Below are 24,244 nucleotides of genomic sequence, written 5' to 3'. Positions count from 1 at the left end.
CGGTAAAGATGATTTTGACACGATGTAATCCGATCAGAAGTTGCGCGAGACATAGGCGCCGACGAAACCGCGGTCGCGCAGCGGCTGATCGAACACGCGCTCCCCGCCCCAGAATCGACCGTAGTTGACGGCAAACTGCCAGGTGGCCGGATTGCGCATGAAGCTCACGATGATATTGGCCGACTTGGCGCCTTTCATGAACAGGCCAGCCGTATTCGGCGTGCGGCCGTTCACCGCCTGGAAGTAGTACAGCTCCGGCACCACCTGCCAGCCCGACACCAGCGTACCGTCATACACCCAGCTGAAGTCGAAGTTGTAGCCCCACGAGGTTTTGCTGCCCGCCGATTCCGGCGTGCCGGCCGGATTGAATTCCTGGCCCCAGCCCCAGCCGCCGGCCGATACCGGATCGGCGCCGTAGAAGCGTTTCAGGTTCGGATAGCGCACCACCACCGCCTCCGCCAGCAGCGTTGCCGTGTCGGCGCCACCCAGCGCCTTGAGGATGCCGCCATATTCGCTGGGCGTCAGGCTAAGCATGCCGGTAACGTGCCATTGCAGCTTCTTCTCGTTGACGTAGCAGTCGCCGTTGTTGTAGCTGCAGCCGCTGGCGGCGGAATTGAGCGCCACCGCGTCTTTCGGGCGGTAGGACAGCTCGGTGCCCAGCGCCCAGTCGCCCACCGGCAGGTTGGCGCTGATGCCGATCATCTTGCGATCCTCGGCAAAGGTCCAGTGAGGCGCACCGCCGGCCAGGCTGAATTGCGGCGCCTTGTCCTGATAACGCATGGCGTACAGGCCGAGATTCAACGATGTGCCTTCCGGCTGCCAGCGCAGCGACGCGCCATACTGGCCGCCGTTGCGGGCTTTATCTTTCGGCAGGCCGTAGGCGTTGTCGCCTTTGCCCAGGCCATTCACGTTCGACCAGTAGCTGCCGGTCGGCGGGAAGTAGTTGTCGTTCCAGCGGGCCTGCACGTAGGCTTCGAAGTTGAAGCCGTGGCCCAGGCCTGTGGCGAAGCTGGCGATCGGCGCCGGCAGGAACACTTCCTTCAACTGCGTGCCCGGCTGCGACAGGCGCATGATGTCCATGGCGTTGGTCTGGTTGATACCACCGGGCAGGAACAGGCTTTCGCCCCAGCTGATCACCTGATTGCCAACGCGCACCCGCGCGCGCTCCTCGCCCAGCGAGAATTCCTTGCTGACCCAGAAGTCCAGCAGGCGCGCTTTCAGGCGCAGGTCATCGGCCGCATCGCCGGTCAGCGGACCGATGCCGGGCGGGTTGGTGGCGCTGACGTAATCGTTGGTGCGGGTCGAGGCAAAATCGCGTACCCAGCTGACGCGGCCGAGGAACTTCCAGTCGTCCGGCATTTTCAGCAGCAGTTCGTGCGTGCCCTTCAGGTAGGTGGTGAAGGGGTCACCGCGTCCGTAGTTCAAGTCTCCCTGGTCCCCCAGCGCGCTGGTGGGCGCCAGACAGCCGGCCGGTGCACCCTGCCCGTTCGCTCCCGCGGTGATCAGCGAGCAGCTGGGATTCTGCGTCCGCACGCCCAGACCGGCGGTGACCGTTGAATCGAAGGAGCCGGAGATGCTGTCCGTCTGAAAGGTGGCCGCTTGCGCCGCGCCGGCATATGCGATGGAGACGGCGAGCGCCGCCTGCGTCAATTTGCTGATCATGCAATTCCTCGCTGGTTAGTGTATGTGAACACATCCTAATTGCCTCCCCAAAGGGGCCGGTATCGAAAACTGGCAATTCGTGTATCAATAACCAGCGGACAGGCTTAGTAAGCCGCACCTGTGGCGCCGGCGCCATGGGTGAAGCGCGCCGCCAGCACCTCCGCGGCCTGGCGCAACAGCAGCGTGTCGACGCCGACCAGCAGGAAGCGCGCGCCCAATTCGCCGTAGGATGCCGCCACAGCGGGATCGGCCGAGAACACCCCAGCGGCCTTGCCGGCGGCGGCGACGCGGCATATCGCGTCCGCCACCGCCGCCTTGACGTCGGGATGGCCGGGATTGCCGGGATGCCCCATGGACGCCGCCAGGTCGGATGGACCGATGAATACCCCGTCCACGCCTGTTACGGCGGCGATTTCCTCCAGCGCCTTCAGCCCGGCCGCCGATTCAATTTGCACCAGCAGGCACAACTCGCGTTCTGCCTCGCTGAAGTAATCGCCCACCGCATTCCAGTGCGCAGCGCGCGCCATGGCCGTACCAACGCCACGTATGCCATGCGGTGGATAGCGCATGGCCCGCACCAGCGCCTGCGCCTGTTGTGCGGTTTCCACCATCGGCACCATCAGGCTTAGCGCGCCGCAATCCAGCAGCTGCTTGATGCGGGCCGGGTCATGGTCCAGCGTGCGCACCACCGGCCGCACCGGATACGCCGCCAGCACCTGCAACTGCGCCAGGATGGTGCGCAGGTCGTTCGGGCCATGCTCGCCATCGATCAACAGCCAGTCAAAGCCTGCGCCAGCCACCATTTCTGCGACATAGGGGCTGGCGGTGCCGAGAAACAGGCCGATTTGCCGCTCGCCGGCCAGCAGTGCGTGTCTGAAACCGTTACGCGGAATCTGCATGCCCGCCTCCTAGACAAAACGCGCGCTGATGGCGCCCAGTTGGCCGTAATCGACGTGGAAGGTATCGCCGGCACGCACCTTGACCGGGCGGGTGAAGGAACCGGCCAGGATGATCTGGCCCGGCTCCAGCGCCACGTCGAACGGCGCGAACTTGCGGGCCAGCCAGGCAATGCCATTGGCCGGATGATTCAGAACGCCGGCCGCCACGCCGGTTTCTTCGATGACGCCATTGCGGTACAACAGCGCCGCCACCCAGCGCAAATCCAGGTCCATGGGCCTGACCGGGCGGCCGCCCATGATGACGCCGACATTGGCGGCGTTGTCGGAAATGGTGTCCATGACCTTGCGCGTACGTTTGGTTTCGGGATCGATGCGATGGCAACGGGCGTCGATGATTTCCGCTGCCGGAATCACGTAATCGGTGGCCGACAGCACGTCCATCATGGTCAGGCTGGCACCGGCCAGGCGGTCTTTGAGCACGAACGCCAGTTCCACTTCGATCATGGGATCGATGAAGCGCTCGCATTGGATGTCGCTGCCATCCTGGAACAGCATATCGTCCAGCAGCGTGCCGTAATCCGGCTCGTCGATCTGCGACGACATCTGCATGGCGCGCGAGGTCAGGCCGATCTTGTGGCCGATGATGCGGCGCCCTTCCCCCAGTTTGAGCTTGATCCATGCCCGCTGGATGGCGTAGGCATCTGCGATGGTGATGTCCGGATGGTCGAGCGAGATTTGCCGGACCGGCAGGCGGGTCCGCTCTGCCAGGTGCAGGCGGCGCGCGGCGTCGTTGATGATGGTTTGGTCAAGCATGGTTGTTCTCCTTGCGGTAGCGGGCGTGAATGTTGTTCTGCTTCCAGGCGCCGCTCTCGGTGAATTCATTGATTTCCAGTGACAGCGCCAGGCCGCGTTGGGCGTAGAGCGTGGCGAAGTGCTCGCTCATCATGGCGAACAAGGCGTCGCCGGTGGCGCGCCGGATTTCGGGCGCGCGGCCGGCGCCGATCTTTAGCGTGGCATGGACGAAGGCGTCATCGGCGCTGCCGTCGGCGATGCAGTAATCCTGCAGCCGAACGGCGCGCGCGCGGATGCCGCCGGTCGGATAAACACCGTCCTGCGCAATCAGCACGCCGTTAGCCTTGCGCAGCAGCGCAGGAATGTCGGCCGCATCGTAGATATTGGCTGTGCATTCAAAGACGAGATGAGGCATGGTCGCCTCCTACAGCGGGAACACGGCGTTCAACTGGCCGGTGCCGGAAGAGCCGAAATAAGGCGTCACCATTTCGGCCTTGCCCTCGTATTCGTCCCAGCCCAGGACTCCCAGCAGCATGGCCGTGTCGTGCATAAAGCCTTCGCCGTGGCATTTGGTGGCATATTCCGGCAGCATGCCGCAAAACGCCTTCCAATCGCCCTTGGTCCAAAGGTCGACCACGTGGCGGTCGGTGGTTTCGAGGAACGGGTCCCATACCTTGTGCAGAAACTGCTCGGAGACACCGTTTTGCGCAAAGCGGTGCGACAGCGAGCCGCTGGCAAAGACCGCCACTGTGCCGTCGTAGTCTTGTTCGATCGCGCGCCGTACGGCACGGCCCAGCGCCGCGCTGTCGTCGATGTCGTGGACCTGGCACAGCGCCGATATCGATACGACCTTGAAGCGCTTGTCTTCGTTCATGTAACGCATCGGCACCAGCGTGCCGTATTCGAGTCCGAGGCTGGTATCGTCATGGGCGCGGGTGTGAACGCCGTCGGCCGTGGCAGCGGCCGCAATCGCGTGACCCAGCACCGGATTGCCATCGTAGGCATACGGCAGATTCTTGATAAAGTGCGGCAGCTCGTTGCTGGTGTAGATGCCTTCAAAGTGCGGCGCGCAGTTGATGTGGTAGCCGCTGTTGACCAGCCAGTGCGTATCGAACACCACGATGGTGTCCACGCCCAGATCGCGGCAGCGGCGGGCGATTTCCTTGTGGCCGTCGATGGCGGCCTGGCGGCAGCCCTTGTGCGGCCCCTCCTGCTCCGACAAATACATCGACGGTACGTGGGTGATTTTTGCGGCCAGTGCGAGTTTTCCCATGTCGCTCTCCTTAAACGCCCCAGCGCGGAATTGGATGGCTGCCGTAGGACACGGCCACGTTTTTCGCTTCGCAGAACACGTCGTAACTGTAGTGATTACCCTCGCGCCCAGTGCCGGAGGCCTTGACGCCGCCGAACGGTTGGCGCAGGTCGCGCACGTTCTGACTGTTTACGAAGGTCATGCCGGCTTCGATGGCTTTGGCCATGCGCAGCATGCGGCCGGTGTTTTCGGTCCACAGATAGGATGACAGACCGTATGGCGTATCGTTGGCGATGCGGATCGCTTCTTCTTCGGTCCTGAAGCGGATGATGCAAGGCACCGGGCCGAAGATCTCTTCCTGGGCGATGCGCATGCGGTTGTCCACTTCCGCAAACACGGCCGGCTGCACCCAGTTGCCGCCCTTGAGATGTGCGGCCACGTCCGGCGTGCCGCCGCCGAATACCAGCCTGGCGCCCTCGCGCTGTCCCAGTTCGATGTAGCTGGTGACCTTGTCCCAGTGGCCACGGCTGATCATCGGACCGATGATGGTGCCGGGATCGAGCGGATCGCCCACCCGCAGGCGCGACGCACTGGCCACAAAATCGGCCACGAAACGGTCGTGGATGGTGTCCTGCACCAGGATGCGCGAGCCGGCAGTACAGCGCTCGCCGTTGTTGGAAAAGATCATGAACACGGCGGCGTCGAGCGCACGCTCGTAGTCGGCGTCGTCGAAGATGATGAACGGCGATTTGCCGCCCAGCTCCATCGAGAACTTTTTCAGGCCCGCGGTCCTGACGATGCGGTTGCCGGTGGCGGTGGAGCCGGTGAACGAAATCGCCCGCACATCCGGATGCGAGATGAGCGCTTCGCCAGCCGTGTCGCCATAGCCGTGCACCAGATTGAATACGCCGGGCGGAATCCCTGCTTCCAGTATCAATTCACCCAGCCGTGCGGACGTCAGCGGCGACAGCTCCGACATTTTCATTACGGCGGTATTGCCCAGCGCGAGACATGGCGCGGTTTTCCAGGTGGCGGTCATGAACGGCACGTTCCACGGCGAGACCAGCGCGCAGACGCCGACCGGCTGCCACAGGGTGTAATTCAGGTGGCCGGTGTCGGAATCGTAGGTTTCGCCGTGCTGATGCTGGGCCAGTTCTGCAAAGTAGTAGAAGTTGTCGGCGGCGCGTGGGATCAGCGCCTTCCTGGTCTGGCCGATGACCTGGCCGCAGTCGCGCGTTTCCAGTTCTGCCAGTTCCGGCACATGGGCGGCGATCAGATCACCGACCTTGCGCAGCAGCCGCGCGCGTTCCTTGGCCGGCGTGGCCGACCAGCCTGGAAAGGCAGCGCGGGCGGCTGCCACTGCGGCTTCGACCTCCTGCTGGCCGCCGCTGGCCACGGTGGCCAGCACCTCGCCGGTAGCTGGGTTGATGGTGTCGAAATGCTGCTCGCTGTCGACCTGGCGGCCGTTGATCAGGTGTTGGATGTGCATGATGTCCTCTCAGGGATGATGGTGTTGGTCAGGCAGCCGATGCCTTCGATTTCGGTTTCAATCACGTCGCCCGGCTGCACGTCGGCCAGGCCTTCCGGAGTGCCGGTCAGGATCACGTCACCAGGATTCAAGGTCATGAAGGACGACAGGTAGGCGATCAGCGCCGGGATATCGAAGATCATGTCGGCGGTGCTGCCTTGCTGTTTCAATTCGCCGTTGATGCGGGTGCGCAGTTGCAGGCGCATGGGATCGGAAATGTCGTCGCGGTCCACCAGCCATGGGCCGACAGGCGTGCAGCCGTCGCGATTTTTTACGCGCAGGTTGGGACGGTAGTAGTTTTCCAGGTAGTCGCGGATGGCGTAGTCATTGGCCACGCTGTAACCACGCACCAGGCCCCAGGCCTCGTCGCGGCTGACGTTACGGCCTTGCTTGCCGATGACGACCGCCAGTTCGCACTCGTAATGCATATACGTGGCATCCGCCGGGCGTACCGTCTCTGCCCGATGCGGCGCGATGGTGTCAGGGCCTTTGAGGAAGACCAGCGGCATTTCCGGCGCCTTGAACGCCAGTTCCTTGGCGTGGTCGGCGTAGTTCAGGCCGAGGGCGAATACAGTGCCGGGTACGAATGGCGGCAGCCAGTTGACCTCATCCTCGTTCAACAGGCGGCCATCCGCCAGTTGCACGCGGCCGTCGGCAGCCTGCGTTACCGCCTGTTCGGCGCCCTGCCAGATAATGCGTCCGTGTTTCATGACTGCTCCTTGGCGATCTCGAATTCCAGCGCAGGCATGCCGCTGGCGACGACACGCACACAGCTGCCGGCCGGCGCACGCGGCGCCTTGTAGCGCACGCCGACCAGCAGCACATCGCCGGCCCGCAGTGTCATGAAGGCTGTGACTTCTGCCAGCAAACGGGCCGGATCGCGTATCAGGCTGGCAAGTGGCCAGCCATCGGCCACCTTGCCATCGATTTCCACGCTTAACGCCACCCGCGACAGGTCACTCAACGGCTGCACCGCGCCCAGGCGCAAGGCGCCGTCAAAGCACTTTTCGCGGATGGCGGGACGGTAGTAGCTGCTGTGCGGCAGACTCAGATCAGCTGCCGGCACCACGCCGGCAAGCGCCGCCAGAGCTTCGGTTGCGCTCAGGCGCGTGGCGTCGCGCCCCAGCACCAGCCCGATCGTGGCGCCGACTTCGACCTCGGTGGCGCCCGGTGGCAGGCGCATGTCCTGGCTGTGGGTATTCGCCGGCTTGATGTAGAGGACCGGCGCGCGTGGCGGCGCTTTGTATGGCGCGGCCTCCAGGTCTCCCAAGGCCTGTAGCGACGCGCTGTCGTTCAACACCACGCCGTAAACGGCGGCGGACGGTGATATCTGTGTCATGAATTGCTCCCTGCTCGCTGAATATTCATTAACATGTTAATCGTTAATATCTTAACGAGTCAAACGCTTTGTTACGATGTTATCGATTAAAATAGCGATACATCGTTACCACCACCGAGCCATGGCCAAGAAGATCAAGTACCGCAACCTGCCAAACCTGCTGTTGAAGGCACGCGACAATGTGCTGGCACAGTTCCGCCCCATCATTTCCCATTTCGGCCTGACCGAGCAGCAATGGCGCATTTTGCGCGTGCTGAGCGACGCCGGCGATCTGGAACAACGTGAGATTTCGGAGAGCTGTCTGATTCTTGGCCCCAGCCTGACCGGGGTACTGTCGCGCATGGAGGACATGAAGCTGATCGCGCGCACGCGGATGGAGGAAGACCAGCGCCGCGTCACGGTGCGCATGACGGCGCTGGGAGAGAAAGTGGTGGACGCCATGAGTCCGCTGATCACGCAGCAGTACCGCAACCTCGAACAGGCTTACGGTCCGGAGATGATGGCCGAGATCATCGCGCTGATGGACCGCTTCAACAGCGCCGACCGCAACGCGGTGGCGCAAGTGAAGCTGCCCGGCCCCGAGCAGCTGGACCCGGAAGTCGCCCATCTGCTCAAGTAGCCGCTTAACGCGGCGGATGCGCCGCCACGTTGTCGCGCGCGATCTTGAACGCCTGGCTTAGCACGTCCATGTCGCCGATGTGATTGGACAGCAGCAGGATCACTTCCGCGTTCAGCATGGCGCTCTGCGCATCGTCCAGATCCTGATGCGTATCGACCAGCAGTTCGTAAAAGTCGTCGTAGTCGTCCAGGTTTTGCGTGAGGTTCAGTTGGTTCATGCGAACTCCATTTCCTTGCAGGTTGCCCGCGCCACGGCGTCACGCACGGCTTGGGGATCGAATGTGCGCCAGCGTGCGCACACATGCTGGTCGGGACGCAGCAGATAGAACGTCCCCGGCGTAGCGTCGTAGCGGTTGGCGAACAGGCCTTCCGCGTCTTCCAGCATGCCGGCGTCTGCGCGGCCGGCCGGCGCCACCACCACCATGCGCACCGGGATGTCATCGCCCGCAAGCGCTTGCGCCTGATGCAGCCTGGCCCGATCGTCCGCACCGCCGGCGTAATAAATACCGGTGAACTGATTGCCCAACTGCTCCAGCAGCCAAGCCGGCCGCCCCTGCTGCAGCACTGGCACATCGGACGCCGGCGAACCGGGACGCTGACCGCGGCGGAAGTTGTCCGCATCCGGCGTATTCAGGACCGAGTCCTCGTACACCGAGGGCGTCGACAAGCGGCCGCTGTTCACCAGCTTGCGCGCAAACGGATAGTCCTTGGCCAGTTGCAAAACGGCGTCGCGGAACAGGCGGCTCACCGCGCTTTTCGGTGTGATGAAGTCAGTGGCGCGGGTCGAATTGAGGATGTTTTCATCGGCCGCATATTCGCGCTCGCGGGCGTAGGTGTCCAGCAGGCTGTCCGGCGCCAGGCCTTGCAGCACCAGGCGCAGCTTCCACGCCAGGTTGTCGGCATCCTGCACGCCGCTGTTGGCGCCACGCGCGCCGAACGGCGACACGCCATGCGCCGAATCGCCGGCAAACAGCACGCGGCCATGGCGGAACTGGTCCATGCGCAGGCAGCAGAAGGTGTAGATGCTGACCCACTCCAGTTCAAACCGCGCCTCCTTGCCCAGCAGGGCGCGGATGCGCGGCAGCACGCGCTCCGGCTGTTTTTCCGCTTCCGGATCGGCGTCCCATCCTAGCTGGAAGTCGATGCGCCAGACGTTATCCGGCTGGCGGTGCAGCAGCACCGACTGGCCAGGATGGAATGGCGGATCGAACCAGAACCAGCGCTCGCTCGGGAAGTCGGCCGTCATCTTGACGTCCGCGATCAGGAAGCGGTCGCGGAACACGCGCCCCTTGCTTTCAAGGCCCATCAGCGAACGCATGGCGCTGCGGCCGCCATCGGCCGCCACCACGTACTCAGCTTGCAGATCGTAGGCGCCGTCCGGCGTTTCCACCGTCAGCGTGACATGACCGTCGTGCTGCACCAGACCGGCGACGCGGCTGCGCCAGCGCAGGTCAAGATTGGACAGCTCCTGGCTGCGTTCATGCAGATAGCCTTCCAGGTAGTACTGCTGCAGGTTGATGAACGCCGGGCGGCGATGGCCGCTTTCCGGCAGCAGGTCGAAGCTGTAGACTTCTTCATCGCGATTGAAAATGCGGCCGACATTCCAGCTCACGCCCTTCTCCACCATGCGCTCGCCGCATTGCAGGCGGTCGAGGATTTCCAGCGTGCGCTTGGAGAAGCAGATGGCGCGCGAGCCGATCGACAGCTTGTTGTCATCATCCAGCAGCAGCACCGGCGTGCCTTGCTGCGCCAGGTCGATGGCGGTCGCCAGTCCGACCGGACCGGCGCCGACCACCACCACCGGATGCCGCTCGGTGGTGCCGGCGCGGTGCGGCGCGTGCTCGAACACGCAGCTTTGGTAATCGATATCTTTGCTCATGGGGTCACCTCAGGCTTGCAGCGAGTGCCACATTTCCTTGTCACGCTCGGCGGTCCAGATGCGCGGATGCTTGATGCCCTTGGCTTCGTCATAGGCACGGGTGACGTCGAACGGCAGGCAGTGCTCATAGATGAAAACGTGGCCAAACTTCGGATCCATTTTGCTGCGCGTGTGGCTCATGGCTTCTTTCAGCGTCAGGTTCTGCGCCACCGCCTCTTTCGCGCTCTGCAGCAGCGTGGTGACAAAGTCCTTGGTGTAATCCAGGCCGGCGTTGACTTCCTGTGGATTCAGCAGTGCCGGGCCGCGGCCAGGCACCAGCTTTTCCGCGCCCAATGCACGCAGGGCTTCCAGCGTGGCCGGCCATTCTTCCAGTTGGGCGTCGCCGGTGTAAGCGGCGGCATCGTATTCCACCAGATCGCCCGAGAAGCAGATCTTCTGCGATGGAATCCAGGCGATGGTGTCGCCCTTGGTGTGGCCCATGCCGACGTGCGCCAGCCTGACTTCCAGCTTGCCCATGAAGATGGTCAGCTCTTTTTCAAACACCATGGTCGGCCAGCTCAGGCCGGGCACCGACTCGACGCCGGCAAACAGGCGCGGGAAGCGTTCGATCTCGGATTTCATATCCTGCTCGCCGCGTTCGACGATCAGCTCATAAGTGCCGCGCGAGGCAATGATCTGTTCCGCCCCTTCGTCAAAGTAAGCCGACGCGCCCAGCACGCGCACCGCGTGGTAGTGCGACAGCACCACGTACTTGATCGGCAGGTCAGTCACGCTGCGAATGTGCTTGATCAGCGCCTGCGCCATGACCGGGGTAGCGGTGGTGTCGATCACCATCACGCTGTCGTCGCCAATAATGACGCCGGAATTGGGATCGCCTTCGGCGGTGTACGCATAGGCGTTGTCGGACAGCTTGATGAAGCTGGTCTTCTTTTCTTCCAGGTCTGCCTGGGAAGCGAATTTCTTTTCTGCTGCCACGGTGGATCTCCTCATATTCGTTTGGGTAGGCAGACGATACGAGTTGCCGTATTATCTGTAAATTAGCACACATCGATAGATACTATGAACAGCATTCATAACGGCGAACTGGACCTCAACCTGCTGCCGGTGTTCGACGCCCTGATCCGGGTGCGCAACGTCAGCCGCGCGGCGCATGAGCTGAACATGTCGCAGAGCGCCGTCAGCCACGCGCTCAAGCGCCTGCGCGCGTTTTTTGGCGATCCCTTGTTTTTGAAAACCGGCAGCGGCATGCAGCCCACCCCGCGAGCGCTGGAGTTGCTGGACCCGGTGTTGTCGGTGATGGGCACGGTACGCGGCGAATTGCTGGTGCGCGAAGGGTTCGACGCGGCGGTGGCGCGCCGCGCCTTCAGCCTGTGCCTGACCGATATGGGCGAGCTGATTTTCCTGCCGCGCCTGATTTCAAGGCTGCGCGAGGCCGCCCCGCATTGCACGCTGCGCACGCTGCAGGTGCCGGTGCATCAGATCCAGGGCGTGCTGGAAAGCGGCGAGGCCGATCTGGCGCTCGGATCGCTGCATTCGGTGCCGGAGGGCCTGTTCCAGCAGCAGCTGTTCATGCGTTCTTTCGTCACCATCGTCAACCGCCGCAACCGCAAGATCGGCGACAGACTGACCGCCGAGCAGTTCTTCGATATGGAACACATTGTGGTGTCGCTGTCCGGCCGGCGCGAAGACAGCTACGACAGCGTGATTGACCACGTGGCCGGCCCGCGCCGTGTCTACCTGACCACACCGCACTTCCTGACCGTGCCCATCATCATCGAAGATAACCCCGACCTGATCGCCACCGTGCCGCGCGAACTGGCCACCAAATTCGCCAGTTACAAAAGCATCAAGATGGTGGAGACGCCGATCAAAGTTCCCGCCTTCGCCATCCGCCAGCACTGGCATCCGCGCGTGCAGCACGACGCCGCCAACATCTGGCTGCGGCGCCAGGTCAAGGAAACCTTCGACACGGCACCCGAATAAGCAATACCTTTCCAAATTGTAATAATCCTGGAATTGACGCACGGAAAAAACGATGCCACCGTAGCAGGATTATTCACATGAGGATTACTTATGCACTTCCCACGCCGCCTCCTGCTTTGCGCCGCTCTCCTGCCCACCCTCGCCTTTGCCGCCGAGCCTCACGCCAGTTGGAGTTACGACGGCGCGCATGGCCCGCAACATTGGGGCAGTCTGCAGGCGGACTTCAGCAGCTGCAAGCTGGGCCACGAGCAGTCGCCGATCGATATCCGCACCACGCAAAAAAGCGCCTTGCCGGCCCTGAATTTCGATTACGCGCCGACGCCGTTGCACATTATCGACAACGGCCACACGGTGCAGGTGAATTACGCGCCCGGTAGCAAGCTGAGCATCGACGGTCACGAATACCAGCTGCTGCAATTCCACTTCCACACGCCAAGCGAGGAAAGCATCAAGGGCCACCGCTATCCGCTGGTGGCGCACTTGGTGCACCGTGATGCCGATGGCAAGCTGGCGGTGGTCGCGGTGTTGTTCAAGCGCGGCAAAACCAATCCGCTGGTGGAAACCGTGTGGCAAGCGATTCCGCAACAGAAGGAAGTGCAGCAAGATCCGGAAGGCGTGACGCTCGACATCGCGCAACTGCTGCCTGCCGCGCATGGCTACTACAACTTCGCCGGTTCGCTCACCACCCCGCCGTGCAGCGAAGGGGTGAACTGGTATGTCTTGAAAAACCCGGTCGAGATTTCGGCGGCGCAGCTGCGCCGCTTCACCCGCCTGTATCCGCACAACGCGCGCCCGGTACAGCCGCTGCTGGGCCGCGCTGTGCTGGAAAGCGCCGATTAAGGCGCTGCGCAGGGCTATTTCACCGTCAGCTTGCCCGTGCCGGCGTTCCCGAGCACGGACTGCTTGACGTCGGCCGCGTTCAGCAGGTTGACGCTGTACGGAACCGTCCAGCCGACCGCGTTGCTGAAGCTGCAGGCGCCGCCAGCGCTGAGCGCGCCGCCATTCAGCAGGGAGCCCGATTCCACAATCGCACCGGTCATGCTGGACGAGCCCGGATTCTTCATAATGTCCGGGCAGCTTGAAGCGCCGGCGATCTCAAACGCGTTGTTCTGCGCAATAATTTTCGCCTTGTACGCGACGCCTATGCTGTACTGATGCTTGTAGACCGGATGCGAGCGCGAGCCTTCAAAGTAGTTGTTATAGATGTGCACTTTGCCGTAGCGCACACGCGGCGCGCGTTCCGCCACGTTGAGGAAGTAATTGTTGTTGAAGGTGACGGTCAAGTGGCCATCGTCGGTGGTCTTGCTGTCGGATGAACCGATCAGGTTGTTTTTCTCATGCAGCTCGAACCGGTTGTTGGAGATGGTCACATAGTCCGAGCCATTCTTGACGTCCAGCGCGCCATCGTGGCACTGCTTGATCTTGCCGTTTTCGATAGGCAGCTTATCGTCGGTTTTCGGCGCGTCCGTGAACGCGTTGTGATCGATCCACACATTTTTCGATGCCAGCACGGTAATGCCGTCGTATTCCGAATTCCAGTTGCCGGCGCTGCCGTCGTTCGGGTCCCACACCGGCGCGATATCGCAGGGCATCACGATATTCAGGTTGCGGACGATGACGTTCTGCTTGCCGTTGATGACGATGTTGGCGTTGACCAGCCTGGTGTCGCTGCCAATGCCGATCAAGGTGGTGTTGCTGCCCAGCTTGATCTGCAGGCGCGCGGCCTGATCGGTGGTGTCCTTGTACGGGCCGCCGTTATCTGCCGCGGTCGGATCGATGGTGCCATACAGCTTGATGATTTTCGGATTATCGCCTTGCTGCTTGATGGCGGCGACCAGCTGCGCTGCCGAGTTGACCGTGTAGATGGCCGTGGCCGGCGCCGCCGCGCCGCCGGTGGTGCCGCCGTTCTGGCCGGCCCAGCCAGTGGACGGGGCCGCTTCGAGGCTGGCGTCGGTTGGCGTTGGCGTTGGCGTTGGCGTTGGGGTCGGAGTTGGCGTTGGCGTTGGCGTTGGTGTCGGCGTCGGGGTCGGCGTAGCCAGCGGCCCAAGCGCGCATTTCTTCGCCAGCCCCGGATACGGATCGCTGCCAAAAGTGGTCACATCACACAAGATATTGCCGGAGAACGTCCCGATCACCCACTTGTCCTTGATACCGAATGAAACCTGGCGACTGCTGGTGCCGACCTTGCAGGTGCCGCCGCTGTCGGCGCATTTGGAATAGCCGCTGGGCCAGTCCGCCGCCGCCGCGCCAGCACTGCACAAAACCACTACCGCGCCAAAAATTACTGTATGTTTGAACGCCATCATTGTCCCCTCTAGATTGTTATTGGAATGACCTGACTGCAATGTCATCATACAACCAGAAGGAAACATTAACGAAAAACTAGCGTTAAAACAGATTTATCCTACAAATATCTGTAGTTTGCGTGCCACATTGGCAATATCATCAGACGACTTTCTTTTGAACAATCAACCATCCTGTTCACCAAAATTATCTGCGACTAACTCGCGCAGCCAGCACAAGCCAGGGTCCTGATGGTAGCGCCGGTGCCAGAACATATTGGTCTGCAACAGCGGCAGGCCTAGCGGCGACGGCGCCTGACATAGTTGGAACGGCCCGGCCGCCCGCTCGGCCAGCTTTTGCGGCACCGTAGCCACCATGTCGGTCGTGCTGAGGATGTAGGGCACGGCCGCAAAATGCGGCACGCTGAAGGCACGCCGCAGATCAACGCCGGCATTGGTCAAGGCCTGATTGATGGCGTCATACGGACTGTCCATCGCAGTGACAACCAGATGCCGGGCCGCCGCCAGACGCGCCTGCGTCAGCCGGCCCTCGGCCAATGGATGGCCGCAACGAAATAGCGTCACCACCGACTGTCTGAACAAGCGACGCTGAAACCAGGCCTCGGGGGCGTCCTCAAACGCTCCCAGCACGAGATCGATCCGCCCTTCCTCCAGCTCGTTGCGCAGGTGGACCGCGCCCAGCCGCACCGTGCCGATTTCCACCTGGGGCGCCAGGGCGGCGCAGCGCTCGATCAGCCGCGGCATGAAATGGATTTCGCCGACATCGGTCATGGCCAGGGTAAACCGGCGACGGCTGCTGCCCGGCTCGAACGCCGGCGGCGGACGCAAGGCTTGCTCCAGCTGCGACAGCGCCGCGCTGACGGCATCCGCCATGCCTTCGGCCATCGGCGTCGGCTGCATGCCGTCGGCGGTGCGTACGAACAGGTCGTCGCCAGTGCTCAGCCGCAGCCGCGCCAGGGCGTTGCTGACTGCCGACTGCGTCAGCCGCAAACGCTTGGCGGCGGCGGAAATCTGGCGTTCGCGCATGATCTCGCGGAACACCAGCAACAGATTCAAATCCAGGTCGCGCAAATCCATTATTCACACTGTAAATAGTCTACATTTTGGCATTTATATCGCAAATTCCATGAGTTTGCACTACATTGAGCGCTAGACATCAACAAGGAGACACCATGAGCTACCTGTCCGGCTTCGGCAATGAGTTCGCCACGGAAGCCCTGCCCGGCGCCCTGCCCGCCCACCAGAATTCGCCCCAACGCGCGCCTTACGGCCTGTACGCGGAACAATTGTCCGGTACCGCGTTCACCGCGCCGCGCGCGCACAACCGCCGCAGCTGGCTGTACCGCATCCGCCCGTCGGCCATGCACCAGCCATTCAGGCAGATCAGCAACGGCCGCATCGTCAGCAACTTCAATGAGGTGCCCACTCCGCCGAACCAGCTGCGCTGGGATCCGCTGCCCATGCCCGAGGCGCCCACCGATTTCATCGAAGGCTGGGTCACCATGGCCGGCAACACCGGTTGCGGCATCCACCTGTACGCCGCCAACCGCAACATGCAAGGCCGCTACTTCTACGACGCCGACGGCGAACTGCTGATCGTGCCGCAGCAAGGCCGCCTGCACATCGCCACCGAAATGGGCGTGATCGACATCCAGCCGCATGAGATCGCCGTGATTCCGCGCGGCGTGCGCTTCCAGGTCAGCCTGCCGGACGGCGCCGCGCGCGGCTACATCTGCGAGAACTTTGGCGCCCTGCTGCGCCTGCCGGACATGGGGCCGATCGGCTCCAACGGCCTGGCCAACCCGCGCGATTTCCTCACCCCGCAGGCGGCCTACGAAGACCAGGAAGGCGATTTTGAACTGGTGGCCAAATTCAGCGGCAACCTGTGGAGCGCAAAAATCGGCCATTCGCCGCTGGATGTGGTGGCGTGGCACGGCAACTATGCGCCGTACAAATACGACCTGCGCCACTTCAACACCATCGGCTCGATCAGCTACGACCATCCGGACCCGTCGATCTTCCTGGTGCTGCACTCGCCTTCCGACACGCCGGGCGTCGATACGCTGGACTTCGTGATCTTCCCGCCGCGCTGGCTGGCAGCCGAGAACACCTTCCGGCCGCCCTGGTTCCACCGCAACGTCGCCAGCGAGTTCATGGGTCTGATCGAAGGCCAGTACGACGCCAAATCGGCCGGCTTCCGTCCCGGCGGCGCCAGCCTGCACAACTGCATGAGCGGCCACGGCCCGGATGAACCGACCTTTGAAAAAGCCAGCGCCATCGACACCAGCACGCCGCACAAGGTCGACAACACCATGGCCTTCATGTTCGAGACCATCAACGTGATCCAGCCTACCGCCCACGCGCTGGCCTCGCCGCTACTGCAGCCGGACTACTATCAGTGCTGGCAAGGCTTCAAAAAACACTTCACCGGGAACCAGGCATGAGCACGCAACTGAACGAAACCCACGACCCGGCGCTGCGCAGCTGGGTGGCATCGGCCAACACGCCGGACACCGACTTCCCGATCCAGAACCTGCCGTTCTGCCTGTTCCGCCGCGCCGGCCGCAATGCGGTGTTTGGCGGCGGCGTCGCCATCGGCGACCAGATCGTCTCGCTGGCGGCGCTGGGCCGCGTGCTGGAAGATGCCGATCCGCTGGCGCGTTCGGCTGCGGTGTTGGGCGCGCGCTCCAACCTCAACGCGCTGATGGATGCCGGCCCGGCCGCCTGGTCGGCCCTGCGCCTGGCCCTGTCGCGCCTGTTGCGCAGCGACGCCACGCCGCGTCCGGACATTCTGGTGCCCCAGGCCGAAGCGGAATTTGGCGTGCCGGCGCAGATCGGCGACTACACCGATTTCTACACCTCCATCCACCATGCCACGGCGGTAGGCAAGCTGTTCCGGCCGGACCATCCGCTGCTGCCCAACTACAAATGGGTGCCGATCGGCTACCACGGCCGCGCCTCCACCATCGGCGTTTCGGGCCAGTCCTTCCACCGGCCGCGCGGCCAGACCCGCGGCACGACCGAGGCCGAACCGGTCTTCGGCCCAAGCAAGCGGCTGGACTATGAACTGGAAGTAGGCATCTTTGTCGGCGGCGGCAACCCGCGCGGCGAGCCGATCGCAGCGGCCGACGCTGAACAGCACGTCTTCGGCCTGTGCCTGCTGAACGACTGGTCGGCGCGCGATCTGCAGGCGTGGGAATATCAGCCGCTGGGGCCGTTCCTGTCGAAGAACTTCGCCACCACCATCTCGCCGTGGATCGTGACGCTGGAAGCCCTGGCGCCGTACCGCACAGCCTGGCAGCGCGACGCCGCCGATCCGCAGCCGCTGCCCTACCTCGACTACCCATCGCTGCGCGACAGCGGTGGGTTTGACATCGAGCTCGAAGTGCTGCTGCAGACCGCCGCCATGCGCCGCGATGGCATGGCGCCGGCGCGCATCTCGCTGTCCAACTTCCGTCATTCCTACTGGACCGTGGCGCAACTGCTGGCGCACCACACCGTGAATGGCTGCGCCATGCAGCCGGGCGACCTGCTGGGTTCGGGCACGCAGTCCGGTCCGCAGCCGGAGGAAGCCGGCTCGCTGCTGGAGCTGACCGCCGGCGGCAAGCAGCCGCTGACGCTGCCCAACGGCGAACAGCGCGTCTTCCTGGAAGACGGCGACACCATTGAAATGCGCGGCTGGACCAGGGCCGGCCGCCATCCGCGCATCGGCTTCGGCGCCGTCAGCGGCACGGTGTTGGCGGCGCGTTAAGCCGCGTTGCGCTCAGCGTGGGCGCAGCGCGCTTGCGCCAGCCTGCCGCGCCGCTTGCGCGCCCAGATCCAGACGCCGGTGACGCTCAGCACGCTGACCAGCACGCCGGCTGCGCTCACCAGCAGCTTGATCGGCCAGCCGCCGAGAGCGCCGCCGATCGCCGCGCGATGCAGCAACGTGATCCAGGAACGGATGGTGTCGCCGGCAGCGCCACCGGTGGGCAGCCAGCGGCCCTTGAAGGCGCCGGTATCGCCATCGAAAGCCAGGCGGGTCACGCCGTGGGTGCGCATCACGTCCAGCGAACTCTGGACGTCATAGATATACAGTCCCAGCGCCGGCACGTAGGCCAGCGAATCTTCGCTGTGGATGTGGATGCCCAGTTGCGCGGCCTGGTCCACCATCAGCCGCCGTCCAGTGGCGCGCGCTGCGTGCCAGTCCAGCGCCGGCCGCAGCCGTGGCTGATCGAGCAAGGGGTAATGCTCTTCGCCAGGCTGGTGCGCGAACGCCGCCCGCATCACCGGCTCGTACACCTCTTTCAGATTGAAGGCCACGCTGCTCCAGGCAATCACCAGCAGCACCGCCCACGGCCACAGGCCGCCGGCGCGATGCAGGTCGAACACCAGCTTGTAGCCAGCCACCGGCCGCAGCTTCCATGCCGTCCACCAGCGCGCCACCCAGGATTTGGCAGGCTGGCGCTGCGCGCGCGGCGGCAACGTCAGCCAGGCGCCGACAAAGCAATCCAGCGTCCACAGCAGCGCGATCACGCCAAACAGGTAGGTGCCAACCACGCCCAGCAGCAGCGAGGTATGCAGCCGGTAGATAAACGGCATCCAGTTCTTGCGGCCCTGCGACAGGTCGCCCCATTTGCGCGTGCCGAGCAGTTCGCCGGTATAGGGGTTGATGAAGGCCTGGTCGTCGCGCACCGCGCCATCCGGCGCCGGCGGACGGCGTTTGATGGAATACATCAGGCTGCGGCCGGGCTCGATATGCAGCGCGGCGTACGGCAGTTCCAGTCCGGGGAAACGGTCCAGCACCTGCTGCCGCAGCAGCAAGGGGTCGAGCGGCTGGGCGCCGGCCGGCGCTGGCGCCAGCATCAGTTCGGGCGCGGCCAGCGCTTCCAGTTCATCATTCCAGGCCAGCAGCGTGCCGCTGACGCCGGCGATCAGCAGAAACAGCGCCAGCACCAGGCCGACGTAACGGTGCAGCAGCACCAGCAGGCCGCGCTGCGGCCAGAGACGTCCGATCAGCGTCATGCCGGATCAGCCGCCAGTGCGCTGTCGGACTGCATGGCCGGGGCGCGGCGCTCCTCCACTGCCACCACCTGGCCGTTTTCCAGCCGCACCAGACGATCGGCCAGCGGGAAATAGCGGTCATCGTGCGAAATCACCAGCACCGCCTTGCCCTGCGCGCGCAGCTCCGGCAGCACTTCGCGATAGAACACGTCCTTGAATACCGGGTCCTGGTCGGCGGCCCATTCATCGAACACCAGGAACGGACGGTCTTCAAGGTAGGCCACCACCAGCGCCAGTCGCTTGCGCTGCCCCTGCGACAGCGCGCGCGTGGTAAACGCGCCCTGCCGCACCTGCACCTTGTGTTGCAGGTGCAGTTTGGCGATCAGCGCGTTGGCCCGCGCATCCAGCGCGGCGCTGGCGCCGTCCAGCAGACTGCCGAACAGGTAAAAGTCGGAAAAAATCGCGCTGAAATGCTGGCGATAGCGGTCGCGTCCGGCGTCATCGACCGTGTCGCCATTGACCACGATGCGCCCCTCTTCCGGCACATACAGGCCCACCAGCAGCTTGGCCAGCGTGGTCTTGCCGCTGCCGTTGCCGCCCACCAGGAAGGTAATCTGGCCGGGCGAAAACTCCAGCCGGACCGGTCCCAGCGAGAAAATATCGTCATGCACTTCGTGGTAATAACTGTGCCGCACGTTCTCCAGCGCCAGGCGGCGCAGCGGCGCCGGCGGCGCGCTGGCAGCCTGCGGCGCGGGCGGCAGGTCTTCGGCAATCGCCTCGATGCGGCGCGCCGACACCCGCGCCAGGTTAATCCGGGGGACGTTCAACAACAGGTTTTCCAGCGGCGTGATCATATACAGGAACATCAGCGCAAAGCCGGTCATGATGCGCGCGCGGTCCGGCGTGTCGCCCACCAGCACAAACAGCACCAGGCCAATGAAGGCATAGACCAGGAAGTTGCCCCAACTGGCGGAAATCACGAAGATCGATGCGCCCAGCGTGCGCTCGCGCCGCACGGTGTCGATCGAGTTTCCCAGCACGGCCCTGGAGAATACCGCGCGCTTGTCGCGATGCAGCCGCAATTCCTTGGCGCCATCGACCAGCGCGCGGAAGTAGTCGAACAGGCGGTCCTGCTCGCGGGCCGCCGCGTCCAGGTGGCCGATGGCGCGCAGGTGCGCCAGATGATAGCCCAGGCAGCCCAGCCCGATCACCAGCACCGCCGCGCAGAACACCTGCCACGACAGCCAGGCCATGTAGACCAGGCAGCCCAGCACCACGATGCCGTTGATGATGATCGACGGCACGCTGACAAAGAATTCCGCCACCCGCGCGCTGTGCTCGGCCAGCGCCGATTGCACCCGGGCCCCGCCCAGCGCCTCCAGCTTGCGGTAGTCGGTGTCCACCACGCGCGCTGAAATATAACTGCGCAACTCGGCGTGTGCGTGCTGGCTCAGGCGTTCGAACAGCACTGCCGCGATCATTCGCGCCACCATGGTCAGCACCGCTACCGCGGCAAATATCCAGGCCAGCGCCGCGCGTTCGCCGGCCTCGGCGGTCAGCGCCGTGTTAACCTGCACCAGCAGCAGCACGCTGCAAATGCCGGACACCGTGCTGGCCAGCGCGGCAGCCAACAACAGCCGGCGCGATTGCCTGATCAGATAAGACAGCATGTCAATCCCCGTTAAAGCGTGAAAAACGGGCATCCTGCCCATCCTGCCCCTATAGACGCCCGGCCGGGCCGGATGTTTACTAATTTTTGCGGCCTGCCAGCCGTCTAACAGGGCATGCAAGCAATCCGATACCCCGGGGGCCGGCCATGATGCCGGTGCTGGCCCCGATTTTCCGCGGCGAATGGGAGCCGTATGGCGCCGCCCTGCGCTGCGCCAGTCCGCCGCCATCCGCCGTGCCGCTGGCCGACCTGATCGCCCGCCCGCAACTGTTGCGGGAGGCACTGTCCGCGCACGCGCGCCATTGCGGCAGCGACGCCCTGCGGCCGGTGGCGTCGGCCTGGAGCCGCAGCTACCTGGAAGCCTTGCTGCCGCCGGTGGTGGTGGCCGCCACGCTGCTGCGCCATCGCTTTGAGCTGGCACCGGAGCGGTTGTCGGTGGCCCTGGACGCCACGGGCGCCGTGCAGCGCTTCTACCTGCCCGACCAGGGACGCCCGCATGGCGGCGCCGAGTTCACCCTGCGCTACCAGCAATTGCTTGAAATGCATCTGGCGCCGCTGTTCGGCGCGCTGACGCGGTTGAGCGGCGTGCCGATGAAAATACTGTGGGGCAACGCCGCCCGCTACATCGACAGCGTGCTGTCGCATGCCGCCCCGCTGGAGCCGCGGCTCGGCCAGCCCGGCCTGGCCGCCAGCGACCGCCATGCGCTGCTTGACAGTCCGCAGCACGCGGACGGCAGGATCAATCCACTCTATACGCGTCCGCGGCGGGCAACGCTGACAGCGAACGGCGCCACCGTCACGCACACGCTGCACCGGCAGTGCTGCCTGGTCTATCTGCTGCCGGGGCGGGAATACTGCGAGTGCTGCCCGCTTGACCGGCGTTACCGCGTCATTCGCGCAGCACCTGGGTGACGCCCGGCGCGTTCATGATCTGCTGTTCGGTGAACGGAAAGCGCAGCCAGTCCCTGCGCGCATAGCGGGCGATGGCTGGATCGCTACTGCTGCCGTCCAGCGCCGTTTCGCCCTGCCCGTGGGCCAGCAGCGTGTGCGCGTGCACGCCATCCTTGCCAAAGTACACCACCTGCAGATAGCTGTTGCCATGGGTGTTGGCATCCATGGCATAGCCGCCGCCGGGCTGGCACATCACGGTGAAATAGCCGCTGTCGTGGCAGCCGCCGAACAGCGCCAACGCCGCGCCGCCCTGCCGCACAGTCAGCTGGCTGCGCAACGGCGCGTCGAGCGCCCAACCCTTTTGCGTCAGCTGGGCCACCGCCCGCTGCAGTGCCTGCGCCACGCGCCGGTCGCCGGCACGTATGCCCGCCGGCGTCTGCAACGGCGCCGCCGGCGCGAACGGCGTGGCGTACAGTTCGGCCGCCGGGATCGCATCCAGCTCGGACCAGAAGGCATCCCACAACAAGGCGCCGCGATCATCCGGATCGGCGTTGTCGCCCCAGCGCCGCAGCACGCCGCAGGCCTGTTCCAGGTCGGCCGAACCACAAGCCTGGTCCAGCAGGGCCTGCTTGAACAACAGGGCCGCCTCGTTGCGCGGTTCCAGCGTGGCGCGCATCAGGCGCTGCGCCAGTCCGGCTGGCGAGCCGGACTGCTCCTGCATCAGCGCCGCAGCCAGCCGATGGCCATGGCGGGCGCGCGGCGACAGCGGCTTGCGCTCGCCGCCCAAGACCAGCGGATAGCCTTCCAGTGGCGTTGCCGGCTGGGTCAGCCAGTAGCTGTCATTCATATTGGCCACGTAGCGTTCGGTCAGCAGACTGGGCATGGCGCTTGCAGGCAGTGCGCCCGCCTGCGCCGCCTGCGTATCGACCTGCCAGTCGCAGGCACTGCGGCTGCCGTCCAGCAACGGCGTCAACCGGTCGACGGTGGCAAAGGCGCCGGCCAGCTTGCCGGCACATGCGCTGCGCAGCGCGTCCGGCACATTGGGCGCGGCGCCCATGTCGGCGTACCAGACGCGCGGGTCGCCACGGCCAATGGCGGCGGTATTGACCCACGGCGTGGCAGTGCCGCGCCGCTGGATGGCGATGAATTCATCCAGCGAGCGCGCCTGTCCCCAGGCCAGGAAATTGCTGAAGATGCGGAAGTTGTCGCTGTTGATGTCGCGCAGCGCCAGAGCGCGCTGGCCGTTCCAGCCGAAGGCCGGGTGGCGTCCTGCGAGGTCGATCAGCGGACCATAGCGGCTGCGGTAATGCATCCGGCGCACGCTGCCGCCGTCCGCCAGCGGCACCACGATCTCGCGCTGCTGCATGGCTTCGGAGCGGCCGTCAACCAGGTAACGGGTTGGATCGGCCGGGTCCAGCGCCAGTTCGAACAGCCCGAAGCGGCGTGCCGCCGACACCGTGTGACTCCATGCCACCTGCTGGTTAAAGCCCAGCATGACCACCGGTATGCCGAGGAAAGCCACACCGGCCACATCAATCTTGCCGGGGATGGTCAGGTGCATCTGGTAAAAGCGGTCCGGACCGCCCCAGTACCAGTGTGGATTGCCCAGCAAGACGCCGTCGGCGCCGCTGGCCTCGCGGCCAAAAGCCAGCATATTGCTGCCCAGCCCGGCTGACTCGCCGATGCTGTGCGACAGCAGCGCGGCCAGCCGGCCGCTGTCGCCGCCCTCGCCCGTCTGCGGCGGCGGCGTGGTTGCCGGCGCCGCCTTGGCCAGTTCCGGGATGAAGCGCGCATAGCCGCCGGCGATGCTGGCGGCGAACATGCGCCGGTACAGGTCGGCGTCGCTGATCGCTCTCACCCAAGGCTGCCGGAGGCAGGCCGGGGCGCGCGCGGCCGGCAGACGGCCGGCCTGGCGCAGATAGCGGTTGTAGCCCGCCACATAACCGTCAACCATCTGCCGCAGGGCCGGCGGCTGGGCGTCGCGATAGCGCTGTACCAGGGCGTCGTCCGCCTCGGCGCGGAAAAACACGTCCAGCTCCAGATTCGGCGCACGGCCGAAGGTGGACGGGTGCGCCGGCCGCGCCTGCGGACCGAAATACTGCGAACGGCGGCCTTCAAAGGTGACAAAGGCGTCCGCCAGCGTGCACAGCGCGTCCTGCGCCTGCGCGTAACCAGCGCCCAGCCCCAGCCCGCGCCAGTCGGCGGCGCGCACGTGGACCACACCATCGGCGGTCCGGCGCAAACGCACCTCCGCCGCTGATGCCGGCGCCGTCAGCAACCCCAAAACGGCGGCCAACGCCACCCACAGCCACACATGCCTGATGCCCATACTGTATTCCTCATCCATATCGATCAATGCCAGACGCCGCAGCAGCGCCGCTGTTTAATCGCGCCCGATTAAACAGCAGGCCGCCCCGCCCGTCTATGCCACAGATACGGCCGGAAC

Annotated in this window: 22 protein-coding genes; 6 read left to right on the top strand and 16 right to left on the bottom strand. The window is 64.4% G+C overall.

Translation table 11 applies throughout. The annotated features are described in order from the left end of the window. Nucleotides 1–33: 33 nt before the first annotated feature. The 8 genes from ABDW57_RS19755 to ABDW57_RS19720 all read right to left on the bottom strand — a co-directional run bounded on the left by ABDW57_RS19755 (nucleotide 34) and on the right by ABDW57_RS19720 (nucleotide 7,472). Nucleotides 34–1,662 (bottom strand): DUF1302 domain-containing protein, encoded by a 1,629-nt coding sequence (locus tag ABDW57_RS19755; protein WP_343731890.1) that lies wholly within the window; start codon nucleotides 1,660–1,662, stop codon nucleotides 34–36. A 104-nt stretch (nucleotides 1,663–1,766) separates the two neighbouring features. Continuing rightward, nucleotides 1,767–2,561 carry an aldolase/citrate lyase family protein gene (locus ABDW57_RS19750; protein WP_343731889.1) on the bottom strand — a complete coding sequence of 265 codons (795 nt, stop codon included), beginning with the start codon at nucleotides 2,559–2,561 and terminating at the stop codon, nucleotides 1,767–1,769. Nucleotides 2,562–2,570: 9 nt separating this feature from the next. Then, nucleotides 2,571–3,374: a 2-oxo-hept-4-ene-1,7-dioate hydratase gene (gene hpaH, locus ABDW57_RS19745; protein ID WP_343731888.1), complete on the bottom strand. Its 804-nt coding sequence runs from the start codon at nucleotides 3,372–3,374 to the stop codon at nucleotides 2,571–2,573. Continuing rightward, on the bottom strand, nucleotides 3,367–3,768 hold the full coding sequence (locus ABDW57_RS19740; RefSeq protein WP_343731887.1) for a 5-carboxymethyl-2-hydroxymuconate Delta-isomerase: 402 nt from the start codon (nucleotides 3,766–3,768) through the stop codon (nucleotides 3,367–3,369). The genes hpaH and ABDW57_RS19740 overlap by 8 nt, the downstream gene beginning before the upstream one ends. 9 nt (nucleotides 3,769–3,777) lie before the next feature. Then, nucleotides 3,778–4,626 carry a 3,4-dihydroxyphenylacetate 2,3-dioxygenase gene (gene hpaD / locus ABDW57_RS19735; protein WP_343731886.1) on the bottom strand — a complete coding sequence of 283 codons (849 nt, stop codon included), beginning with the start codon at nucleotides 4,624–4,626 and terminating at the stop codon, nucleotides 3,778–3,780. Nucleotides 4,627–4,636: 10 nt separating this feature from the next. Next, nucleotides 4,637–6,094, bottom strand: coding sequence for a 5-carboxymethyl-2-hydroxymuconate semialdehyde dehydrogenase (hpaE, locus tag ABDW57_RS19730; protein ID WP_343731885.1), 1,458 nt, complete (start codon nucleotides 6,092–6,094; stop codon nucleotides 4,637–4,639). Next, entirely contained in the window at nucleotides 6,076–6,843 is a 768-nt protein-coding gene (locus ABDW57_RS19725) for a fumarylacetoacetate hydrolase family protein (RefSeq protein WP_343731884.1), read from the bottom strand. Before ABDW57_RS19725 ends, hpaE begins: the two co-directional genes overlap by 19 nt. Next, on the bottom strand, nucleotides 6,840–7,472 hold the full coding sequence (locus tag ABDW57_RS19720; protein WP_343731883.1) for a fumarylacetoacetate hydrolase family protein: 633 nt from the start codon (nucleotides 7,470–7,472) through the stop codon (nucleotides 6,840–6,842). Before ABDW57_RS19720 ends, ABDW57_RS19725 begins: the two co-directional genes overlap by 4 nt. Before the next feature lie 121 nt (nucleotides 7,473–7,593). Here ABDW57_RS19720 and hpaR point away from each other — a divergent pair, with 121 nt between their 5' ends. Then, the gene (gene hpaR / locus ABDW57_RS19715; RefSeq protein ID WP_343731882.1) at nucleotides 7,594–8,091 is read left to right on the top strand and encodes a homoprotocatechuate degradation operon regulator HpaR; all 498 of its coding nucleotides are present in this window, start codon (nucleotides 7,594–7,596) and stop codon (nucleotides 8,089–8,091) included. Nucleotides 8,092–8,095: 4 nt separating this feature from the next. Here the strand turns inward: hpaR and ABDW57_RS19710 are convergent, their stop codons facing one another. The 3 genes from ABDW57_RS19710 to ABDW57_RS19700 are packed head-to-tail and all read right to left on the bottom strand — an operon-like array spanning nucleotide 8,096 to nucleotide 10,944. Then, nucleotides 8,096–8,308 (bottom strand): DUF2783 domain-containing protein, encoded by a 213-nt coding sequence (locus tag ABDW57_RS19710; RefSeq protein WP_343731881.1) that lies wholly within the window; start codon nucleotides 8,306–8,308, stop codon nucleotides 8,096–8,098. Beyond that, complete coding sequence (locus ABDW57_RS19705) at nucleotides 8,305–9,969, bottom strand: FAD-dependent oxidoreductase (RefSeq protein WP_343731880.1); 1,665 nt, start codon at nucleotides 9,967–9,969, stop codon at nucleotides 8,305–8,307. The genes ABDW57_RS19710 and ABDW57_RS19705 overlap by 4 nt, the downstream gene beginning before the upstream one ends. Before the next feature lie 9 nt (nucleotides 9,970–9,978). Next, the gene (locus ABDW57_RS19700; RefSeq protein WP_343731879.1) at nucleotides 9,979–10,944 is read right to left on the bottom strand and encodes an MBL fold metallo-hydrolase; all 966 of its coding nucleotides are present in this window, start codon (nucleotides 10,942–10,944) and stop codon (nucleotides 9,979–9,981) included. A gap of 84 nt (nucleotides 10,945–11,028) precedes the next feature. Between ABDW57_RS19700 and ABDW57_RS19695 the strand changes: the two genes are divergently transcribed. Next, complete coding sequence (locus ABDW57_RS19695) at nucleotides 11,029–11,952, top strand: LysR family transcriptional regulator (protein WP_343731878.1); 924 nt, start codon at nucleotides 11,029–11,031, stop codon at nucleotides 11,950–11,952. Nucleotides 11,953–12,042: 90 nt separating this feature from the next. Beyond that, nucleotides 12,043–12,792, top strand: coding sequence for a carbonic anhydrase family protein (locus tag ABDW57_RS19690; RefSeq protein WP_343731877.1), 750 nt, complete (start codon nucleotides 12,043–12,045; stop codon nucleotides 12,790–12,792). A gap of 14 nt (nucleotides 12,793–12,806) precedes the next feature. Here ABDW57_RS19690 and ABDW57_RS19685 read toward each other — a convergent pair whose 3' ends face one another. Together ABDW57_RS19685 and ABDW57_RS19680 are read right to left on the bottom strand one after the other, a co-directional pair. Continuing rightward, on the bottom strand, nucleotides 12,807–14,219 hold the full coding sequence (locus tag ABDW57_RS19685) for a hypothetical protein (protein ID WP_343731876.1): 1,413 nt from the start codon (nucleotides 14,217–14,219) through the stop codon (nucleotides 12,807–12,809). Nucleotides 14,220–14,420: 201 nt separating this feature from the next. After that, on the bottom strand, nucleotides 14,421–15,332 hold the full coding sequence (locus ABDW57_RS19680; protein ID WP_343731875.1) for a LysR family transcriptional regulator: 912 nt from the start codon (nucleotides 15,330–15,332) through the stop codon (nucleotides 14,421–14,423). Nucleotides 15,333–15,427: 95 nt separating this feature from the next. Here ABDW57_RS19680 and hmgA point away from each other — a divergent pair, with 95 nt between their 5' ends. Together hmgA and fahA are read left to right on the top strand one after the other, a co-directional pair. Further along, entirely contained in the window at nucleotides 15,428–16,699 is a 1,272-nt protein-coding gene (gene hmgA / locus ABDW57_RS19675; RefSeq protein ID WP_343731874.1) for a homogentisate 1,2-dioxygenase, read from the top strand. Continuing rightward, nucleotides 16,696–18,006, top strand: coding sequence for a fumarylacetoacetase (gene fahA, locus ABDW57_RS19670; RefSeq protein ID WP_343731873.1), 1,311 nt, complete (start codon nucleotides 16,696–16,698; stop codon nucleotides 18,004–18,006). The genes hmgA and fahA overlap by 4 nt, the downstream gene beginning before the upstream one ends. Here fahA and ABDW57_RS19665 read toward each other — a convergent pair. Further along, nucleotides 18,003–19,259, bottom strand: a complete 1,257-nt coding sequence (locus tag ABDW57_RS19665) for a PepSY-associated TM helix domain-containing protein (RefSeq protein ID WP_343731872.1) — start codon at nucleotides 19,257–19,259, stop codon at nucleotides 18,003–18,005. The two genes, fahA and ABDW57_RS19665, sit on opposite strands and share 4 nt — an antisense overlap. Continuing rightward, on the bottom strand, nucleotides 19,256–20,908 hold the full coding sequence (locus tag ABDW57_RS19660; protein WP_343731871.1) for a cyclic peptide export ABC transporter: 1,653 nt from the start codon (nucleotides 20,906–20,908) through the stop codon (nucleotides 19,256–19,258). The genes ABDW57_RS19665 and ABDW57_RS19660 overlap by 4 nt, the downstream gene beginning before the upstream one ends. A 146-nt stretch (nucleotides 20,909–21,054) precedes the next feature. Between ABDW57_RS19660 and fhuF the strand changes: the two genes are divergently transcribed. After that, on the top strand, nucleotides 21,055–21,819 hold the full coding sequence (fhuF, locus tag ABDW57_RS19655; protein WP_343731870.1) for a siderophore-iron reductase FhuF: 765 nt from the start codon (nucleotides 21,055–21,057) through the stop codon (nucleotides 21,817–21,819). Here the strand turns inward: fhuF and ABDW57_RS19650 are convergent. Next, complete coding sequence (locus ABDW57_RS19650) at nucleotides 21,797–24,127, bottom strand: penicillin acylase family protein (RefSeq protein ID WP_343731869.1); 2,331 nt, start codon at nucleotides 24,125–24,127, stop codon at nucleotides 21,797–21,799. The genes fhuF and ABDW57_RS19650 overlap by 23 nt on opposite strands. Nucleotides 24,128–24,244 lie beyond the last annotated feature (117 nt).

It is taken from the genome of Duganella sp., assembly GCF_039595735.1.
In the GTDB taxonomy this organism is placed as follows: domain Bacteria; phylum Pseudomonadota; class Gammaproteobacteria; order Burkholderiales; family Burkholderiaceae_D; genus Rugamonas.
The sequence above is the reverse complement of the archived record's forward strand: the minus strand, read 5'-3'. Positions and strand labels throughout refer to the sequence as shown.

Bases quoted from the DNA above. Each gene is read 5' to 3' on its own strand.
- ABDW57_RS19755 (WP_343731890.1), bottom strand. From the start codon at position 1,662: ATGATCAGCAAATTGACGCAGGCGGCGCTCGCCGTCTCCATCGCATAT.
- ABDW57_RS19750 (WP_343731889.1), bottom strand. From the start codon at position 2,561: ATGCAGATTCCGCGTAACGGTTTCAGACACGCACTGCTGGCCGGCGAG.
- hpaH (WP_343731888.1), bottom strand. From the start codon at position 3,374: ATGCTTGACCAAACCATCATCAACGACGCCGCGCGCCGCCTGCACCTG.
- ABDW57_RS19740 (WP_343731887.1), bottom strand. From the start codon at position 3,768: ATGCCTCATCTCGTCTTTGAATGCACAGCCAATATCTACGATGCGGCC.
- hpaD (WP_343731886.1), bottom strand. From the start codon at position 4,626: ATGGGAAAACTCGCACTGGCCGCAAAAATCACCCACGTACCGTCGATG.
- hpaE (WP_343731885.1), bottom strand. From the start codon at position 6,094: ATGCACATCCAACACCTGATCAACGGCCGCCAGGTCGACAGCGAGCAG.
- ABDW57_RS19725 (WP_343731884.1), bottom strand. From the start codon at position 6,843: ATGAAACACGGACGCATTATCTGGCAGGGCGCCGAACAGGCGGTAACG.
- ABDW57_RS19720 (WP_343731883.1), bottom strand. From the start codon at position 7,472: ATGACACAGATATCACCGTCCGCCGCCGTTTACGGCGTGGTGTTGAAC.
- hpaR (WP_343731882.1), top strand. From the start codon at position 7,594: ATGGCCAAGAAGATCAAGTACCGCAACCTGCCAAACCTGCTGTTGAAG.
- ABDW57_RS19710 (WP_343731881.1), bottom strand. From the start codon at position 8,308: ATGAACCAACTGAACCTCACGCAAAACCTGGACGACTACGACGACTTT.
- ABDW57_RS19705 (WP_343731880.1), bottom strand. From the start codon at position 9,969: ATGAGCAAAGATATCGATTACCAAAGCTGCGTGTTCGAGCACGCGCCG.
- ABDW57_RS19695 (WP_343731878.1), top strand. From the start codon at position 11,029: ATGAACAGCATTCATAACGGCGAACTGGACCTCAACCTGCTGCCGGTG.
- ABDW57_RS19690 (WP_343731877.1), top strand. From the start codon at position 12,043: ATGCACTTCCCACGCCGCCTCCTGCTTTGCGCCGCTCTCCTGCCCACC.
- ABDW57_RS19680 (WP_343731875.1), bottom strand. From the start codon at position 15,332: ATGGATTTGCGCGACCTGGATTTGAATCTGTTGCTGGTGTTCCGCGAG.
- hmgA (WP_343731874.1), top strand. From the start codon at position 15,428: ATGAGCTACCTGTCCGGCTTCGGCAATGAGTTCGCCACGGAAGCCCTG.
- fahA (WP_343731873.1), top strand. From the start codon at position 16,696: ATGAGCACGCAACTGAACGAAACCCACGACCCGGCGCTGCGCAGCTGG.
- ABDW57_RS19665 (WP_343731872.1), bottom strand. From the start codon at position 19,259: ATGACGCTGATCGGACGTCTCTGGCCGCAGCGCGGCCTGCTGGTGCTG.
- ABDW57_RS19660 (WP_343731871.1), bottom strand. From the start codon at position 20,908: ATGCTGTCTTATCTGATCAGGCAATCGCGCCGGCTGTTGTTGGCTGCC.
- fhuF (WP_343731870.1), top strand. From the start codon at position 21,055: ATGATGCCGGTGCTGGCCCCGATTTTCCGCGGCGAATGGGAGCCGTAT.
- ABDW57_RS19650 (WP_343731869.1), bottom strand. From the start codon at position 24,127: ATGGGCATCAGGCATGTGTGGCTGTGGGTGGCGTTGGCCGCCGTTTTG.